13 protein-coding genes, 1 tRNA gene and 1 other RNA gene are annotated in these 17,358 nt (G+C 69.8%); 9 read left to right on the forward strand and 6 right to left on the reverse strand.

Features of this window, described 5'->3' with window-relative positions:
• Positions 1-4: 4 nt before the first annotated feature.
• Together MO1_RS06645 and MO1_RS06650 are read right to left on the reverse strand one after the other, a co-directional pair.
• Positions 5-1,366, reverse strand: a complete 1,362-nt coding sequence (locus tag MO1_RS06645) for an extracellular solute-binding protein (RefSeq protein WP_060915577.1) — start codon at positions 1,364-1,366, stop codon at positions 5-7.
• A gap of 112 nt (positions 1,367-1,478) precedes the next feature.
• Positions 1,479-2,657, reverse strand: coding sequence for an ROK family transcriptional regulator (locus tag MO1_RS06650; RefSeq protein WP_060915578.1), 1,179 nt, complete (start codon positions 2,655-2,657; stop codon positions 1,479-1,481).
• A 145-nt stretch (positions 2,658-2,802) separates the two neighbouring features.
• On the opposite strand from MO1_RS06650, the gene MO1_RS06655 reads away from it, so the two are divergent.
• On the forward strand, positions 2,803-3,321 hold the full coding sequence (locus tag MO1_RS06655; protein ID WP_174520560.1) for a GNAT family N-acetyltransferase: 519 nt from the start codon (positions 2,803-2,805) through the stop codon (positions 3,319-3,321).
• Between the two features lie 6 nt (positions 3,322-3,327).
• Here MO1_RS06655 and MO1_RS06660 read toward each other — a convergent pair whose 3' ends face one another.
• A complete protein-coding gene (locus MO1_RS06660) occupies positions 3,328-4,131 on the reverse strand; it encodes a hypothetical protein (RefSeq protein WP_060915579.1) in 804 nt (267 codons plus the stop codon).
• Positions 4,132-4,279: 148 nt separating this feature from the next.
• Here MO1_RS06660 and MO1_RS06665 point away from each other — a divergent pair, with 148 nt between their 5' ends.
• The 3 genes from MO1_RS06665 (at position 4,280) to MO1_RS06675 (ending at position 5,743) form a co-directional block, all read left to right on the forward strand.
• Positions 4,280-4,726 (forward strand): SRPBCC family protein, encoded by a 447-nt coding sequence (locus MO1_RS06665; protein ID WP_060915580.1) that lies wholly within the window; start codon positions 4,280-4,282, stop codon positions 4,724-4,726.
• A gap of 73 nt (positions 4,727-4,799) precedes the next feature.
• Entirely contained in the window at positions 4,800-5,576 is a 777-nt protein-coding gene (locus MO1_RS06670) for an isocitrate lyase/PEP mutase family protein (protein WP_036309948.1), read from the forward strand.
• A 75-nt stretch (positions 5,577-5,651) separates the two neighbouring features.
• Positions 5,652-5,743, forward strand: a tRNA-Ser gene (locus MO1_RS06675).
• Between the two features lie 60 nt (positions 5,744-5,803).
• Here MO1_RS06675 and MO1_RS06680 read toward each other — a convergent pair.
• From MO1_RS06680 to MO1_RS06690, 3 genes are read right to left on the reverse strand one after another with little or no spacing between them, the layout of a single operon-like run.
• Positions 5,804-8,047, reverse strand: coding sequence for a transglutaminase TgpA family protein (locus tag MO1_RS06680; protein WP_060915581.1), 2,244 nt, complete (start codon positions 8,045-8,047; stop codon positions 5,804-5,806).
• On the reverse strand, positions 8,037-9,284 hold the full coding sequence (locus tag MO1_RS06685) for a DUF58 domain-containing protein (protein WP_060915582.1): 1,248 nt from the start codon (positions 9,282-9,284) through the stop codon (positions 8,037-8,039). Before MO1_RS06685 ends, MO1_RS06680 begins: the two co-directional genes overlap by 11 nt.
• Before the next feature lie 11 nt (positions 9,285-9,295).
• On the reverse strand, positions 9,296-10,327 hold the full coding sequence (locus MO1_RS06690; protein ID WP_174520561.1) for an AAA family ATPase: 1,032 nt from the start codon (positions 10,325-10,327) through the stop codon (positions 9,296-9,298).
• Between the two features lie 91 nt (positions 10,328-10,418).
• Here MO1_RS06690 and ffs point away from each other — a divergent pair.
• From ffs to MO1_RS06715, 5 genes are all read left to right on the forward strand, one after another.
• Positions 10,419-10,515: signal recognition particle sRNA small type (gene ffs, locus MO1_RS06695), an RNA gene on the forward strand.
• Between the two features lie 72 nt (positions 10,516-10,587).
• Positions 10,588-12,726: a phosphate acetyltransferase gene (gene pta, locus MO1_RS06700; RefSeq protein WP_036313355.1), complete on the forward strand. Its 2,139-nt coding sequence runs from the start codon at positions 10,588-10,590 to the stop codon at positions 12,724-12,726.
• Positions 12,723-13,946: an acetate/propionate family kinase gene (locus MO1_RS06705; protein ID WP_036313358.1), complete on the forward strand. Its 1,224-nt coding sequence runs from the start codon at positions 12,723-12,725 to the stop codon at positions 13,944-13,946. Before pta ends, MO1_RS06705 begins: the two co-directional genes overlap by 4 nt.
• 31 nt (positions 13,947-13,977) lie before the next feature.
• The gene (locus MO1_RS06710; RefSeq protein WP_036313820.1) at positions 13,978-14,700 is read left to right on the forward strand and encodes an HAD family hydrolase; all 723 of its coding nucleotides are present in this window, start codon (positions 13,978-13,980) and stop codon (positions 14,698-14,700) included.
• Positions 14,701-14,760: 60 nt separating this feature from the next.
• On the forward strand, positions 14,761-17,358 hold the full coding sequence (locus MO1_RS06715; RefSeq protein WP_060915583.1) for a glycoside hydrolase family 65 protein: 2,598 nt from the start codon (positions 14,761-14,763) through the stop codon (positions 17,356-17,358).

Here is a 17,358-nt window from a genome sequence, read left to right on the forward strand (position 1 = left end):
GCGGTCACCCGGTGACGACCCCGTCGTCGCCGACGATCTTGCGGACGGCGTCGTCGTAGGCGGCGGCGGCCTCGGCCGGTGACTGCTGGCCCGTGATGACGGCCTCCGTGGCCTTCTGCGCGGCCACGGAGATCTGCGGGTAGTCGCTGTTCGCCGGGCGGAAGTGGGTGACCGCGACGGCATCCGTCACCGCTCCTACGAAGGGGTTCGACTCAAGGTACTCGGGCTCCTTCGCGACGTCGGTGCGAACGGCGATCTGCGCGTTGTTCACGGCGTACCAGAGCGCGTTCTCCTTGTTCACCACCGTCGTCATGAACTCGAACGCCAGATCGGGGACATCGGTCTGCGCAGAAGCAGCGAGCGTCCAGCCGCCGGACATACTGACCCCGCCGGGCTCTTGGCCGTCCTGCGTCGGGAAGAGTGCGACGCCCATCTTGTCGGTGTACTCGGGCCAGACGAACTGGCCGCCCTCAGCCCAGAACGACGGCGTGTACGAGCCTTCCACGGTCGCACCGAGCTTGTCCTTCGGGAACCACTCGCCGAACACCGCCTGCCACACGTTCGGGTCGAGCGCCTTGTCGGGGCTCACCGCGTAGCCCTCGTCGTAGAGCTTCTCGAGGAAGCTCAGCGAGTCGACGAAGCCCTGAGAGCCGACCACCCACTTGCCGGAGTCGTCATCGTAGAGTCCCTTGCCGTCGCCGGTGCCGTACAGGAGCTCGTAGAAGCTCTGCATGACGGTGCCTTCGGCGGTGCCGGTGCCGGCGTACATGTTGAAGGGGACGACGTCGGGCTGGCTCTTTTTGATCTCGGCCGCCGCGGCGAGGATGTCATCCCAGCTCTCGGGCTGCCACGGGGTGGTGATGCCGGCCTTCTTCAGAACGTCCTTGTTGTACCAGATGACCCGGGTGTCGGTCCCGAGCGGCAGTGCGTACGTGCTGCCGTCCTCGCCCTGGCCGGCCGTGCGACCCGCTTCGTCGAACAGCTTCCAGTCGTCCCACTCGGCGAGCTTGTCGTCGAGTTTGAGGAGGTAGCCGGCCTCGATGTCACTGCGCACGGTGAAGGTGTCTTCGTAGAACACGTCGGGAGCGGTGTCGGGCGACGCCAGGGAGAGTTGCAGACGGGTCTTGTAGTCGTCGTCCGTCGCGGTGATGGGCTCGAGCTTGACCGTGATCCCGTTGTGGGATGCCTCGAACTCCTTCTTCGCCGTCTTCATCAGGGTGTCGAGCGCGGTGAACGATTCCGTCTTCGAGTAGACGACCGTGACGGTGTCGCCCTGCTCTTGCCCGCCACCGGCGGAGCACCCGCCGAGCACGAGCGCGGCGACCGCGGCTGCGGCGATGGACGTGACGGCGGTGCGAACTTTCACGGGGCCCCCTTGCTCCGAACCATGACGCCCAGGCGGGCTGTCGGGACTCGGTAAGTCAAACGGTTGGAAATAGCGGAGTCAAGACGGCCCTCGGACCGTGATGGGAATGGAATCACGCCGTCGGAACCAGCAGGGACGTCGGTCTGGGCGTGAGTGCCTCATCGAGGATGAGGCAGGCCGCGCCGATGGCGCCGACGTCGGAGCCGAGTGCCGTGTCGGTCACGGTCACCGGGTGCACGCCGCGCGCGACGCGGAGTTCGTCGAGGCGCGGGGGCACCGTGTCCATGAGGGTTTCGCCGATGCGATCCCACAGCGGTCCACCCATGACGATCCGGTCGACGTCGAGCAGGTTCGACACGACAGCGAGCGCTCGGGCGACCTGCTCGCTGCACTCGCGCAGGAGCTTCTCAGCCGCCTCGTCGCCGCCGTCGGCGAGATGCACGAGGCGGGTCAGCGCGGCATCCACCTCGGTCGGATCGTCACCGCTGCGTTCCGCCGCGATGACACCGCGCCGCTCGGCTTCTTCGATGAGGGGGAGGGGGGCGCAGCTGACCGCGATGCACCCGCGCAGGCCGCAGCTGCAAGGGAGACCGTCGGGGTCGACGACGATGTGTCCAATCTCTCCGGCGTTGCCGGAGCCGCCTCGGACGACCTCGTCGCCGATCACGAGGCCGACGCCCAGACCGGTGCCGAGGTAGAGGAACGCGAAATTCTGGGCGCCGCCGGGGGCGGCGATCCACTTCTCCGCCACGGCCGCCGCGGTGACGTCCTTCTCGAGCATGACCGTCAGGCCCGTGGCATCCGCGATCGCATCGCGCAACGGCACGCGATCCCATCCCGCGAGATTCGGCGGGTCCAGCACGATGCCGCGCTGTATGTCGATGGGGCCGGGGGCTGCGACGCCGAGACCCACGATGCGGGTGCGGTCGATGCCCGAGCCGGCCAGAACCATCTCGATGTCCTGGATGAGTACGGCTGTGGTGTCGGCGGGGGCCTGCGCAGCAGGGGTCGCGCGCGCGTGGCGGGCGATGACTTCGCCGTCGATGGAGAGCACGACGACGGTGATGAGACCCGGGTCGAGGTGCACGCCCACGGCGTACCGGCTGCTTCCCACGAGGCGCAGGGTGGTCCGCGGCTTGCCGCGTCCCGAGCTGGTGCGGCCCGCCTCTTCGACGATCCCGGCGTCCAGCAGGCGCTGCACGATGTTCGACACGGTCTGCGCGGACAGCCCGGTGGTGTCGGCCAGCTCGACGCGGCTGTGTCCGTGCGACCGGCGGATCTGATCCAGCACGACCGCCTCGTTGTAACCACCGACGCTGGGTTGGTTTGCTCCGCGTCTGGCCATGGGTAACCTGCTTTGCTCCGGGGGGCGGTGGATCGAGCGTAGCGTGCCGCATCATGCGGGTCGATCCCGCCCGCCCCGCTACATTCGTGGCATGCCCGCTCCTTCTTCCCCCTCCTCCCGCACCCTCGACGACGGCGCGGTGCTCCGTGCTGCGGCGCCCGGCGACGAACCCGGTATCCTCGCCGCGATCCGCGCTCTCGCCGTGTACGAGCGTGAACCGGATGCCGTCCGCACGACGGTCGCCGACCTCACCGCCACCCTGTTCGGGGACGACCCCAAGGCGTTCGCTCACGTCATCGAGCGGGACGGCGAGATCCGGGCGATCGCGGTCTGGTTCCTCACCTTCTCGACGTGGACGGGCCGGCACGGGATCTGGCTCGAGGACCTCTTCGTCGACGAGACCGACCGTGGTCGCGGCTACGGCTCAGCCCTTCTCGGCTCGCTCGCCGCGGTCGCTCTCGAGCGCGGATACCCCCGGCTGGAGTGGACCGTCCTCGACTGGAACGCTCCCGCCGTCGGCTTCTACCGCTCGATCGGAGCGGAGGCCATGGACGAGTGGACGACGCAGCGGATGTCGGGGGACGCCCTCACCGATCTCGCGAGCCGCTGAGCTGGCTCAGGACAATGGCGAGATCGTGACGGGCTCGCCGACTCGGGAGAGCTTCTGCGACAGGGTTGCCGAGCGACCGAGGAACGCGGTCGTGGACTCCGTGGCCACGGGGCGTCCTTCCGCGGTGACCCACACGGTGTACGACTCGACGGGAATGCCGAACCAGGAGTACGGCGCCTCGCTGTCGACCCGGTAGGCCTCGACCGAGCCGTCCGGGGTCTCGACCTGCTGGCGAGCGGCCGACACCTTCCACGTCTTCCCCGCTTCGACGAGGTCCCCGATGAATCCGGGGTCGCAGTACACGCGATACGCATCCGCCGTCGAGCCCGCTTCCTTCTGAGCGGGGTCTGCGGCGTCGAGGTCCGCGACGATGGGACCGTCCCCCTCGTCCACGAGCGTGACTCCGTCGACGACGCTGATCGATGCGGGTCCCGCTCCGGTCTCCAGGTCGCCGCGGAACTCGAGGGTCGGGGTGTAGCGGTAGTCCACCGTTCCTGCGAGCTCGTCGCCCGAGATCGTGACCGTCCCCGTCTCGTCGCGCACGACGACCGCGCGGAGGCAGGGACCGAGGTCGCTTCCCGCCACCGTCCCCGCTGTGAGGTCGAGTGGTTCGCACTCGACGGGGGTCTGAACCTCCGGCGCATCCGTGGTGGGCGCGGGAGTCGCCGCCGCCGAACCGGACTCCGTCGGGGCCGGCGGCGCGCTCGAGGGCGCCGCGTTCAGCTCGGACGTCGCACCGCCGGCGCAGCCGGCCAAGCCGAGGACGAGGGTGACGGCCGCAGCGGACAGCGGGAGGGCGGAAGTGCGCACGAACAGGGCTCCTTGCATCGGCCTGGCGGAAGTCGGCGAAGAGCCTACCCGGAGCGTCTATCGAATCGGATGCCGCCAGCGCAAGCCCCTGGGACTCCGCGGTCCTCCCGCACGATCATGGTGGCCATACCCCGACGAGAGGAGAACCGTGGCCAGCATCATCGAAACAGTCGATGTCAGCGTGCCGGTGTCGACCGCGTACAACCAGTGGACCCAGTTCGAGTCCTTCCCGCACTTCCTGAGCTACGTCGAGTCGATCACGCAGATCGACGACACGACCAACCGCTGGAAGGTGAAGATCGGGACCGTGGAGCGCGAATTCACCGCGCACATCACGGAGCAGCATCCGGATGAGCGAGTCGCGTGGAAGAGCGTCGACGAGGATCATGCCGGTGTCGTGACCTTCCACCGCCTGAGCGACACCGAGACGCGCGTCACGGTCCAGCTCGACTGGAAGCCGGAGGGCTTCGTCGAGACCGTGGGTGCCGCGATCGGCATCGACAACCACGCGGTCAAGAAGGATCTGCAGAAGTTCAAAGAATTCATTGAATCCCGCGGCGCTGAAACCGGTGCCTGGAGAGGCGACGTGGGTTGAGCGGACGGCCCGTCCGATCGCTCGCGGCGGCCCGGTGGTGTATTCCACCGGGCCGTCGTGGCACGGTGGGGGGATGAGTATTCTCTCCCTCGAAGACCGCGCTCGCCGCCTTCGCGAACTCCACGCCGCCCCTGAGATCCTTCGCGTCATCAACGTCTGGGACGTCATCTCGGCGAAGGCCGTTCTGGCACTGCCGGAGACGCGCGCCATCGCGACCGCCGGTCATTCCATCGCAGCATCCTTCGGCTACGACGACGGCACCATCCCGCTTGAAACGACGCTCGACATGGTCGGACGCATCGTCGCCGCCGCCGGAGACGTCCCCGTCTCGGCGGACCTCGACGACGGCTACGAGGACACGGCCGACACCATCCGTCGTGCCATCGGGGTCGGGATCGTCGGAGCGAACATGGAAGACAGGCTGCGCCCGTTCGACGAGTCCGTCGCGCGGGTGTCGGCCGCCGTTGCCGCCGCCGAAGCCGAGGGCGTGCCCTTCGCTCTCAACGCGCGCACCGACGCCATCGCCCGCGGCGGGGACCGCCCGCTCGAGGAGTCCGTCGCCGACGCGATCGCGCGCGGTCGCGCCTTCCTCGACGCCGGCGCCGACGTCGTCTTCGTGCCGGGTGTCCTCGACGCCGAGACCACCGCGCGACTCGTCGAGGGGATCGGGCGCGTGAGCGTCATCGGCCTGCCGGGCGCCCTGCGCGCGGCGGAGTACGAGAAGCTCGGTGTCGCACGGATCTCCTACGGCCCCCTCACGCAGCGCGTCGCGCTCACCGCGTATCAGGACCTGGCCGCCGACCTCTACCGCGACGGCGTCATCCCCGAGAGCACGCGCGCCCTCAACTGAGTACACCCTGGCCGATGCCGCCGGGTCCTGGCCGCGGGCAGGGCGGGCGGAGCCTGCGTGGTAGGCTCTCCCGTTGGAAGCGTGTCCGAGCGGCCGAAGGAGCATGGCTGGAATCCATGTAGGCGGGGTAACTCGTCTCGCAGGTTCAAATCCTGTCGCTTCCGCCAGAACGAAGCCCCGCACCTCGAGGTGCGGGGCTTCGTCGTTTCCGTATCAGCGTCTCAACCTCAGCGCCCGAGCGGCATCGCCTCGGCGAACGTCGAGCCCGGACGGATGACGAGGGACCGCGGAATCAGGCGGCCGGTCAGGCGTCGTGGTGCGGACACGGTGGCGAACAGGCCCGCGCGGATCGCAGCGGCATCCGCGGTCAATTCGTCGCCATCGGCGTCACCGAACGACCCCGGCAGGGCGTAGCTCGCGCGCTCGACGGCGCCGACAAGACGCTCCACCGCCGCGGCGGGGGCGCCGTGGTCGTCGCGGAGTCGGTCGCCGAACGCGCGCGGTGAGTCGGAGCCCGGGACCGGGATGCCGACGTCGATGGCGGAGTCCTGGACGAGACGCCAGGCAGCGGCGGCGCTCCCGCGCCGGGCCAGCGCCACTCGGCGACGAGACAGCGCGAGCCGGATGAGGGCAGGGAGCGCGAGGACGAACACGACTCCCACAGCGATTCCGACGACGGGGAGGACGTTCACGACGGAGAACGTCGACGTCGGGGTCGTGCCTGCCGTGGGGTCATCCTCCGGGCGGGGGGCCGCGGAGGCGCTCGATGTCGGCTCCGGTGCCGCTGACGGGGTCGGCTCGGGCTCGGGTTCGTTCGACGCGGTGTCCTCCGACGCGAAGCGCTGGGCCGAGCCGAGGCTCTTGGTCGGCTCGAAGGCGACCCACCCGATGCCGTCGAAGTAGACCTCGGGCCACGCGTGCAGCTGTGCGGTGGTGGCCTGGTAGACGCGGTTCTCATCGACGACGTCTCCCGTGGGAAGTCCCGGGAGGAATCCGACGACGACCCGCGAGGGCATGTCGAGGGTCCGAGCCATGATCGCGAATGCCGACGCGAAGTGGACGCAATAGCCCGAGCGGACCTCCAGGAATCGCGAGACCGCCTCGACACCGGAACCGTCGAAGCCATCCTCCACCGGGGCGTCGAGCGAGTAGTCGAACTCAGGTCCGCGGAACCAGGTCTGCAGGGCGAGCAGGCGGTCGTAGTCGTTGGCGGCGTCCGCCGTCACCTCCGCCGCGAGGCGGCCCACGGTGGGGGGGATGCCGGCCGGCAACTCGCGAGCTTCGCGGGGACCGCCGCGCGCCTCGGCGGCCCGCGCCTGCTCGAGCGTGGGACGAGGAGTTCGGCTGACCACATCGAACTTCTGGCCGCGCGCCGCGGACGAGGGGGAGACGACCGTGCCGTTCGCGGCGGAGATCCGCCACGGCCCGTCGACACCGTCGAACGACACGGCGTCGGCCGGCACGGGAAGCTGTGCCGACGACAGGTCGAGGACCTCGACCGTCCGGTTCTCTTCGGCGATCGCGATTCCGGCCGCGGCGAAGTCCTCCGGGGCAAAGTCCTCGATGGGCACGGAGCGGTTGCGGTCCGGCCGCCACGAGTCGCCGTTCAGCTCGGTCAATGTCGCCACCCGGAGGTAGGCGGGCGCCGCGGACTCGCTCCACTGCCGCACCACCGGCACCTCGGCTGGCCGGCGCAGGTCGTCGCCGAGATTCAGCGAGGCATCGATCGCCGTCCCGCCGCCGAATCCGCCGAGCGGTGCGGCCGGGGTGGGGAGGGCGGGTGCGGCGACGACGGCCACGATGATCGCGGATGCGGCGATGGCGGCCGCCACGGCGCCGACCCCGCCTCGCGGGCTCTTCGCGGTGCGGAGCCGGTGGCGGGCGCGGGTCTCCGTGCGCAAGAGCCACAGCAGCGCAAGGGCGAGGAGCGCGAACGCCCAGAGGTCGACGGCCTGCGGCACGGCCAGAGTCGGGATGAGCCAGACAGCGATCAGGGCGACACCGGCGAGGAGCGGCATCCGCGCCGTCAGGACGACGTGGTCGAGCGCTATGGTCAACAGACCCACCGCGCCCACGATGAGGAAGGTGAGTGAGGCGGACGCTTGGAGCGGAGCGACACCGACCGCGATATCGGAGCTCGCGATCTCGATGAGCCGCGGGACTCGGGCGAACGCCTCTCCCGACGGGATGACGAAAAGCCACGCGACGTCGGAGAAGAAGACGGCGGTCATCAACGCCGTCCAGACGACGAGGAGGGCGGGTGTGACCACGATCGCCCCGAGCCCCGCGCGACGAAGCAGGTAGCTCGCCCCCAGCAGGATCCCTGCGAAGACGAACGCGAGTGCTGCCCACGCGCCCCCCGCGATGACGGTGAACAGCGGGATGAGGGCCGCGGCGAGGCCCAGGAGGAGGGCGAGCGTCGACGGTCCGTCGTGGCGGGGCCGCCGCTCGCCGGTGCGCTCAGCCGGCATGACTGCGGATCCCCTCGGCACCGGTGACGCCTGACCACAGGCGCTCGATCTCGTCCTCCGGCTCGAGCCGGTGGACCCGCCATCCCCCCTCGCGGGCCACCCGCAGGGCGTCACCCGCGCCGGTCAGTGTGAACAGGACCGGCATGCTGCTGTGGCTCACGATCGGGGCGAGGGATGCGGCATCCGCGGGAGAGACCTCGCCGGTCACCACGACGACGGGTCCGAGGGTCGATCCCGCGAACAGGGCGGCGAGCTCGGTGAGCGCTCCGTCGCGTCGGGCCGTGAGCGTCGCGAAGCCCGTCGCCATGGCCTCGATCGCAGCAGTGTCGCCGCCCTCGATGCCCTCCACCAGTTCGGTCCCGTCGACGTCGATCACCGCGACGCTGTAGCCCTCTCGCACGAATCGCGCCGCCGCGGACAGCACCGTCGAGACGGCAACTTCGAAGCCGGGATCCTCGCCGGGGGAGCGGAGGGCGTCGCTGGTCCAGCGCGCGAGGCTGCGGTCGAACACGACGACGGCCTCGGGGTTCGATTCGCGCTCTTCCTGTCGCACCATGAGCTCGCCCCGGTGGGCGCTGGCTCGCCAGTGGATGCGCCGCATCGAGTCGCCGGGAGCGTAAACACGCGGGATGAGGTTGTCAGCACCCTGGCCGAGCTTGTCCGTCATGGACTGCAGCGTGCCGCCCGCTGCCCCCGGCAGATCGTCGAGGACCTCGAGGGGCACCATCGCCGGAGCGACGGTCAGGGGCACGTTGCCACCGAGCTGCTGCAGACGGCGGGTCAGCCCGAACGGGTCGGTGGTCTCGACGAGAAGCGGGCCGATGGGGCGGACGCCGCGCCGACGAGCCTGCACGCGGTAGGCGATGTCGACGCGGTGGCTCCCCGAGACGAGGCCCGAGCGGAGCGCGGGGTAGACCCCGCTCGGCTCGCCCTCGACGCCGCGCGGGAGGCGGTCCTGCCAGGTTCCGACGACCGTCGGAAGGACGGAGCGGGAGTCCACGCGCACGCGCACATCGACGTCACCGCCGACGGTCGCGACGCTCGGCGCGAAGGAGCGTTGCACCCCGTCGGCCCGGTGCCCGAGCCACAGGGACGCGAACGACAGCACGACCGTCGCCACCAGCAGCACGCCGAAGAAGACGAGCGCGGGAATCGAGAACATCGGCGCGAGCACGAAGCACATCAGTCCGAGAAGGGCTGCGCCGGTGCCGCGTGCGGTGAGGGGCCATCGCGTCATGACGAGGCCGGTCAGTGCGCAGCGACGGGAACGCGCACCGACGCGACGACCTGCTCGAGCGCAGCCGCCACGACGTCGACGCCCCCGCGTCCGCGCGAGACCGCGCCGCCTCGGGCCGGGATCAGGCGATGGGCGAAGACCGGGTCGATGAGGCTCACCAGGTCGTCGGGGATCACGTACTCGCGACCCTCGAGCGCGGCCCACACCTTCGCGGCGCGGACGAGCTGGAGAGTTGCGCGCGGGCTCGCCCCCAGGCGGAGGTCGGCGTGCTCGCGGGTCGCCCGCGACAGGGCGACCGCATACTCCTCGACGGCGGGGGAGACGTGAACCGTCCGGGCCCACGTGATGAGTGCGGCGACGCGCTCGGCCGTGATGACCGGACGGATCGCATCGAGCGGATTGGCGCTGTCGCGCTGGCGGAGCATGAGAGCTTCGTTCGCGGCGTCTGGGTACCCCATGGAGATGCGCATCATGAAGCGGTCTCGCTGCGCCTCGGGGAGGGCGTACGTCCCCTCCATCTCGAGCGGGTTCTGGGTCGCCACGACGAGGAACGGGTCGGGGAGAGGCCGGCTGGTGCCGTCTACGGTGACCTGACGCTCCTCCATCGCCTCGAGGAGGGCGGACTGGGTCTTGGGCGACGAGCGGTTGATCTCGTCGGCGATGACGATGTGCGCGAAGATCGCGCCCGGCTTGAAGTCGAATCGGCCCTCGGACTGGTCGTAGACACTCACGCCCGTCACGTCGCTCGGGAGGAGGTCGGGAGTGAACTGGATGCGTCGCACAGTCGCCTGGATCGAGGATCCGAGTGCGCGGGCCAGCATCGTCTTGCCGACACCGGGAACGTCTTCGATGAGCAGGTGACCCTCGGCGAGGAGGCAGACGAGCGCGGCTCGGACGGCGTGCGGCTTGCCGTCGATGACCTTCGACACCGATGCGACGAGCGCCTCGGTCGTCTCGGCGAACACTCCCGCATCCACCCGACTCGTCGCTCTCGTTGCGGTGTCGCCCCCCGGCGCCGTCATCGTCGTGTGGTCGTCGGTCATGCGTCCCCCTCATGCGATCGGCGCATCAGCGCGCACGGACCGATGCTAACCCGGCCGTCGCAGGCGGGCGCCGGACGTCGGGTAGACTTGCAGCAGCTCTCCGCGAGACGGCACCCAGGCCAACTCCCCCAGGACGGAAACGTAGCAAGGGTAACCGGGCTCTGCCGGGTTCGCGGAGAGTCTTTCTTTTGCCCGCTGTCCCGCCTGCGGCATCCCGTTGTTCCCAGCCGTGTCATCGGGCGCGAGCCTAGGCTGGGACCGTGGCTCAGAGCATCTACATCACGTCGGCAGAAGGTCACTCCGGCAAGTCGACCATCGCCCTCGGTGTCCTCGACACCCTCAGCCGTCGCTCCCCGCGCGTCGGAGTGTTCCGCGCGATCGCGCGATCGACCGAGGAGCGCGACTACGTCCTCGAGATGCTGCTCGACCACGACGGTGTCGACCTCGGCTACGACGAGTGCATCGGTGCCACGTACGACGAGGTGCGCTCCGACCCCGAGGCCGCGCTCGGGCGGATCGTCGAGCGCTACAAGGCTGTCGAGGCGCAGTGCGACGCGGTCGTCATCATCGGCAGCGACTACACCGACGTCGGCAGTCCGGCGGAGCTCGGCTACAACGCCCGCATCGCGGCCAACCTGGGCGCGCCCGTCCTCGTCGTGCTCTCGGGCCAGCCCGCCGACGGTGAGCGCGCACCGGATGCCGGTGGCCTCCCGCCCGCGCAGGTGGGAAACCTCGCGACCCTCGCTCTGGCGGAGCTCAAGCACGAGCGCGCGGGCATCTTCGCCGTCGTCGTCAACCGCGCCGACCCGGACCGCCTCGATGAGATCGTCGCGGCCGTCCGAGAGGTTCCCGCGGCCGCCGGCGACATCGGTGTCTGGGCCATCCCCGAAGACGCCTACCTCGTCGCTCCCTCGGTGGGCGATGTCGCGCGCTCGCTCGGGGCGACGCTCGTCAAGGGCGACAAGACGCTCCTGGACCGCGAGGTGCTGCACGTCGTGGTGGCGGGCATGTCGCTCAACAACGTCCTCCCGCGCCTCGAAGAGGCTGCGATCCTCGCCGTCGCCGCCGACCGCACCGAGGTGCTCCTCGCCGCGCTCCTCGCCAATGCGTCGGGGACCTTCCCGTCGCTGTCGGGAATCGTGCTCTACGGCCCGTTCGAGCTCCCTGAGCACGTCGAGCGTCTCATCGACGGCCTCGACTCGAACCTCCCGATCCTTGCGACGGATCAGGGCACGTACGAGACCGTGCGCGGCATCATGAGCGCCCGGGGACGTCTGGCCGCAGACTCGCAGCGCCGCTACGACACCGCGTTGTCGCTGTTCGAGCAGCACGTCGACACCGAAGACCTGCTGCGTCGCATCGGCTTGGCGAGCTCGAGCGTCGTCACGCCCCTCATGTTCCAGTACGGGCTCATCGAGCGCGCCCGCAGTGAGCGTCGTCGGATCGTCCTCCCCGAAGGCGGCGACGACCGCATCCTGCGGGCTGCCGCCACCGCGTTGGCCCGCGGGATCGCCGACATCACGATCCTCGGGGAGCCCATCGAGGTGCGCGCGCGTGCCCTTGAGCTCGGCCTCGACATCCAGGCCGCCGAGGTGCTGAGCCCCTTCGACGCCGTGCACGTCGACAAGTTCGCCCGCGAGTACGAGCGACTCCGCGCCCATAAGGGGATCACGTTCCGTCAGGCCGCCGACACCGTCACCGACGTCTCGTACTTCGGCACGTTGATGGTGCACCTGGGTCTCGCCGACGGCATGGTCTCGGGCGCCGCGCACACGACGGCGCACACGATCCGACCCGCGTTCGAGATCATCAAGACCAAGCCCGGCGTCGACGTGGTCTCGAGCGTCTTCCTCATGGCGCTCGCCGATCGCGTCCTCGTGTACGGCGACTGCGCCGTGATCCCCGACCCGACCGCGGTGCAGTTGGCCGACATCGCCGTGTCGTCGGCGGCGACGGCCGACCAGTTCGGGATCTCGCCGCGCGTCGCGATGCTGTCCTACTCGACCGGTGAGTCCGGCTCGGGCGCCGACGTCGAGAAGGTCCGCGAGGCGACGGCGCTGGTGCGCGAACGGGCCCCGAAACTGCTCGTCGAGGGGCCGATCCAGTACGACGCGGCCACCGACGCCGCGGTCGCGGCGACGAAGATGCCCGGATCGGATGTCGCAGGCCGGGCGACCGTGTTCGTCTTCCCCGACCTCAACACCGGCAACAACACCTACAAGGCCGTGCAGCGCTCCGCCGGCGCCGTCGCGATGGGGCCGGTCCTCCAGGGCCTCAACAAGCCCATCAACGATCTGTCCCGCGGCGCGCTCGTGGAAGACATCGTCAACACGATCGCGATCACCGCGATCCAGGCACAGAACGCGACGGATGCCGTCGCCCCGGAGACCCGCGCATGACCCCCGTCCTCGTCATCAACAGCGGTTCCTCCTCGTTCAAGTACCAGCTCGTCGACGTCGAGAACGAGCGGGCTCTCGCTTCCGGGCTCGTCGAGCGGATCGGCGAGGAGACCGGTGTCGCCACGCACACCGTCTTCCTCGGCGGCGAGGCGACCTCCGTCACCGCAACGAAGGCGACGTCGCGCATCGAGCGGTCGATCCCCGATCACACGACCGGCTTCGCCGTCATGCTCGAGGCGTTCGCCGCTCAGGGCCCGTCGCTCGAGAACGCTCGCCCGGTCGCCGTGGGGCACCGCGTCGTCCAGGGCGGCGCGCGCTTCTTCGAGCCGACGCTCGTCACGCCCCTCGTAGAGATCAACATCGACGAGCTCTCATCGCTCGCCCCGCTCCACAACCCCGGGGCCCTCCAAGGCATCCGCGCGGCGCGCGCCGCCTTCGCCGACGTCCCTCACGTGGCGGTCTTCGACACCGCCTTCCACCAGACCATGCCGGCCGAGGCATACACCTACGCGATCGACCGTGAGATGGCCGAGAAGCACCGTATCCGCAAGTACGGGTTCCACGGCACGAGCCACAAGTTCGTGAGCGAAGCCGCCGCCGCCTTCCTCGGCCGTCCCGTGACGGAGCTGTCGCAGATCGTCCTCCACCTGGGCAACGGCGCCTCGGCGACCGCGATCCGCGGCGGGGAATCCGTCGACACCTCGATGGGGCTCACCCCGCTCGAGGGCCTCGTCATGGGGACGCGCTCGGGTGACATAGACCCGTCCGTCCTGGGCGTGCTCGCCCGCCGCGAGGACATGACGCCGGGGGAGCTCGACTCCTTCCTCAACAAGAAGAGCGGTCTGCTCGGACTCGCCGGTGCGTCCGACATGCGCGACATCGACACTCGCCGCCGCGACGGGGATGCCGCAGCCCAGCTCGCCTTCGACGTCTACATCCACCGCCTCCGCGCCTACATCGGCGCCTACCTCGCGCAGCTCGGCGGCGCCGATGTCATCTCGTTCACGGCGGGCGTGGGGGAGAACTCCGCGGTGGTCCGCGCCGCAGCGCTCGAGACCTTCGGATTCGCGGGCGTCCGCCTGGATGCCGAGCGAAACGCGTCGGGTGGGCGCGGCATCCGCGTCATCTCCACCGACGACTCGCCGGTCACCGTCCTCGTGGTCCCGACCGATGAGGAACTCGAGATCGCGCGCCAAGCCCACGCGGTCGCCGCGGCGTGAGCGAGGCGACGGATACGCTGGTGCGGTGACGATGGCCGACCTTCCCGACCTCACCCGATTCGACGGCGTCCTCTTCGACCTCGACGGCGTGCTGACCCCGACCGCAGAAGTCCACATGCACGCGTGGCAGAGCATGTTCACCGAGCTGTTCACCGCCTGGGGGGTCGAGCCGGCGTACGCCGAAGGAGACTACTTCGAGCACCTCGACGGCAAGAAGCGCTACGACGGCGTCGCGAGCCTGCTGCGCTCGCGCGACATCGAAGTGCCGTGGGGCGACCCTTCGGATGACCCGTCCGAGGACACCGTGTGCGGCATCGGCAACCGCAAGAACGTCGTCTTCGAGCGCGTGCTGCGCGCCGACGGCATCGCCGCCTATCCCGGCTCGCTCGCGCTGGTCGAGAAGCTCCAGGCCGCCGGCATCCCGATCGCGGTCGTCTCCAGCTCCAAGAACGCCCGCGAGGTCCTGACCGCCGCCGGCATCATCGACCGCTTCCCGGTCATCATGGACGGCGTCGTCGCCGAGGCCGAGAACCTCGAATCCAAGCCCGCCCCCGACGTCTTCGCCCGTGCGGCCGAGATGCTCGGCGTCGATCCCGCCCGGAGCGCCGCCGTCGAGGACGCGCACTCCGGCGTGCGTTCCGCCGCGGCGGCCGGGTACGGTCTCGTCGTGGGTGTCGACCGCGGCGCCGGTGCCGACGCGCTCCGCGCAGCGGGTGCCGACGTCGTCGTCGACGACCTCGCCGTGTTCGTCTGACCCGCGCCGTCCCCCCCCGGCATCCCCCATTCCCGTCCTGTCACCCGAAGAAGGACCAGCATGATCGATCGTCAGCGTTTCCCTGTTGACCCGTGGCGTCTCGTCGAAACCTCGTTCTCGCTCGACGACCCGGGCGTCACCGAGACCCTGTTCGCCGAGGGGAACGGCTACCTCGGCCTCCGCGGCAACCACCCCGAGGGCAGGCACGCCCTTGAGCACGGGACCTTCCTCAACGGCTTCCACGAGGTGTTCCCCATTCGTCACGCGGAGCGCGCGTTCGGGTTCGCCGAGGTCGGGCAGACGATCATCAACGCCCCCGACAGCAAGGTCATGCGCGTCTACGTCGACGATGAGCCGCTCTCGCTCGACATCGCCGAGCTCCGCGAGTACGAGCGTGCTCTCGACATGCGGCGAGGCGTGCTCACCCGACACATCCGGTGGATGACGCCGAGCGGCAAGGACGTCGTCATCGAGTACGAGCGGCTGGTGTCGTTCGAGGAGCGTCACGTCGCCGTCATGCGGATCTCGGTGACCGTCCTGAACGCCGACGCGCCCGTGACGGTCAGCTGCCAGCTCATCAACCGTCAGGACGGCCAGGACGTCTACGGTGGTGCGGGACTCGGGAAGCAGGCTGCCGCAGGGTTCGACCCGCGCAAGGCCGAAGGCTTCCAGGACCGGGTCCTGCAGCCCGAGGAGTACTGGCAGGACGGCGACCGTTCCGCACTGTCGTACAAGGTGACCGCGTCGGGGATGACCGTCGCGGTCGTCGCCGATCACCTCGTGGAGACCGAGAACGAATACTCGTCTCGCTCGCTCGTCGAGCCCGACATCGCCAAGAACGTCTTCCGCGTGCAGGCCCGCCAGGGTGTGCCCGTGACCATCACGAAAGCCGTCGCGTATCACACGTCTCGGGGGGTCCCCGCTCGCGAACTGGTCGAGCGCGGCCGTCGCACCCTCGACCGCGTCGAGCACGAAGGCATCCAGAACCTCTTCGATCGCCAGGAGGCCTGGGTCGCAGACTTCTGGGACCGTTCCGACGTCGTCATCGAGGGTCAGGACGACCTCCAGCAGGCGACCCGCTGGTGTCTGTACCAGCTCGCTCAGGCCGCGGCGCGGGCCGACTCGCTGGGCGTTCCGGCGAAGGGCGTGACCGGCTCGGGCTACAGCGGGCACTACTTCTGGGACACCGAGGTCTACGTCCTCCCCTTCCTCGCGTACACGACGCCGCTCTGGGCGCGAAACGCCCTCCGGATGCGGTATCTCATGCTCCCCGCAGCCCGGAAACGCGCGGGCCAGCTGAACGAGGCGGGCGCGCTCTTCCCGTGGCGGACCATCAACGGCGAGGAAGCCTCGGCCTATTACGCCGCCGGCACCGCGCAGTACCACATCAACGCCGACATCGCCTTCGCGCTCGGCAAGTACGTCCGTGCCACCGGAGACACCGACTTCCTCTACCGCGAGGGCGTCGATATCCTCGTGGAGACGGCGCGGCTGTGGGCGACGCTCGGCTTCTGGCGGTTCACCGAGACGGGCGAGCCGGAGAGCTTCCACATCCACGGCGTCACCGGTCCGGACGAGTACACAACGGTCGTCAACGACAACCTGTTCACGAACGTCATGGCCCGCTACAACCTGCGCTACGCCGCGCGCGTCGTGCGGGAGATGTCGATCGACCAGCCCGACGCCTACCGGGCGATGGTGGAGCGGCTCGACCTCGACGAGGCGGAGCCCGTCGCCTGGCAGAGCGCCGGCGAGGCCATGCACATCCCGTACAGCGAGGCCCTCGGCATCCACCCGCAGGACGCTGTCTTCCTCGAGCGCGAGGTGTGGGACCTCGAGAACACACCCGAAGAGCAGCGGCCACTGCTGCTGCACTTCCACCCGCTCGTCATCTACCGGTACCAGGTGTTGAAGCAGGCCGATGTGGTGCTGGCGCTCTACCTGCAGGGCAACCAGTTCACCCCGGCCGAGAAGCTCGCCGACTTCGAGTACTACGACGCGTTGACCACGGGGGATTCGACCCTGTCTGCCGTCGTGCAGGCGATCCTCGCCGCGGAGGTCGGGTACCAGGACCTCGCCCTCGACTACTTCCGCGAGTCCGCGTTCGTCGACCTGGGCGACCTCCACAGCAATGCGTCCGACGGTGTGCACGTCGCGTCGGCGGGTGGCGTGTGGACGGCGCTCGTCGCCGGGTTCGGCGGCATGCGCGACCACCGCGGTGCGCTGAGCTTCGACCCGCGGCTTCCCGCGGCGTGGCCCTCCCTGTCGTACACGCTGCACTGGCACGGCACGCGCCTGAAGATCACCGTTCGGCGCGACGAGATGACCGTGACGGCCGGTGAGGGGGCGGACGTCTCCTTCACCGTCCGCGGCGCCGGCTACACGGTCGCCGCCGGCGAGGCGGTCACCGTGCCGCTGCAGGGTCAGGGCCCCGTGATCGCGGGCCGCCCGACGCTGAAGCAGATCGGTGAGCAGCTCCGCGAGGACGGCACGCTCCTGTCCGCCTCGGTCCCCGACGCGACCGCCGCCACGTCCGTTCCGGTGCACACCGGCACGATCCCCGTCGTGACGGTCGACTCGGGAACGACGGATGCCGCACCCGAGCCCGACGTGCGCACCCAGCAAATCCCGACGATCGACGCGACCGCGAAGGTCTGA

The organism is Microbacterium oleivorans NBRC 103075 (assembly GCF_001552475.1).
Lineage (GTDB): Bacteria > Actinomycetota > Actinomycetes > Actinomycetales > Microbacteriaceae > Microbacterium > Microbacterium oleivorans.

Bases quoted from the DNA above. Each gene is read 5' to 3' on its own strand.
- MO1_RS06680 (WP_060915581.1), bottom strand. From the start codon at position 8,047: ATGCCGGCTGAGCGCACCGGCGAGCGGCGGCCCCGCCACGACGGACCG.
- MO1_RS06710 (WP_036313820.1), top strand. From the start codon at position 13,978: ATGGCCGACCTTCCCGACCTCACCCGATTCGACGGCGTCCTCTTCGAC.
- MO1_RS06655 (WP_174520560.1), top strand. From the start codon at position 2,803: ATGCCCGCTCCTTCTTCCCCCTCCTCCCGCACCCTCGACGACGGCGCG.
- MO1_RS06705 (WP_036313358.1), top strand. From the start codon at position 12,723: ATGACCCCCGTCCTCGTCATCAACAGCGGTTCCTCCTCGTTCAAGTAC.
- MO1_RS06670 (WP_036309948.1), top strand. From the start codon at position 4,800: ATGAGTATTCTCTCCCTCGAAGACCGCGCTCGCCGCCTTCGCGAACTC.
- MO1_RS06690 (WP_174520561.1), bottom strand. From the start codon at position 10,327: ATGACCGACGACCACACGACGATGACGGCGCCGGGGGGCGACACCGCA.
- MO1_RS06715 (WP_060915583.1), top strand. From the start codon at position 14,761: ATGATCGATCGTCAGCGTTTCCCTGTTGACCCGTGGCGTCTCGTCGAA.
- MO1_RS06685 (WP_060915582.1), bottom strand. From the start codon at position 9,284: ATGACGCGATGGCCCCTCACCGCACGCGGCACCGGCGCAGCCCTTCTC.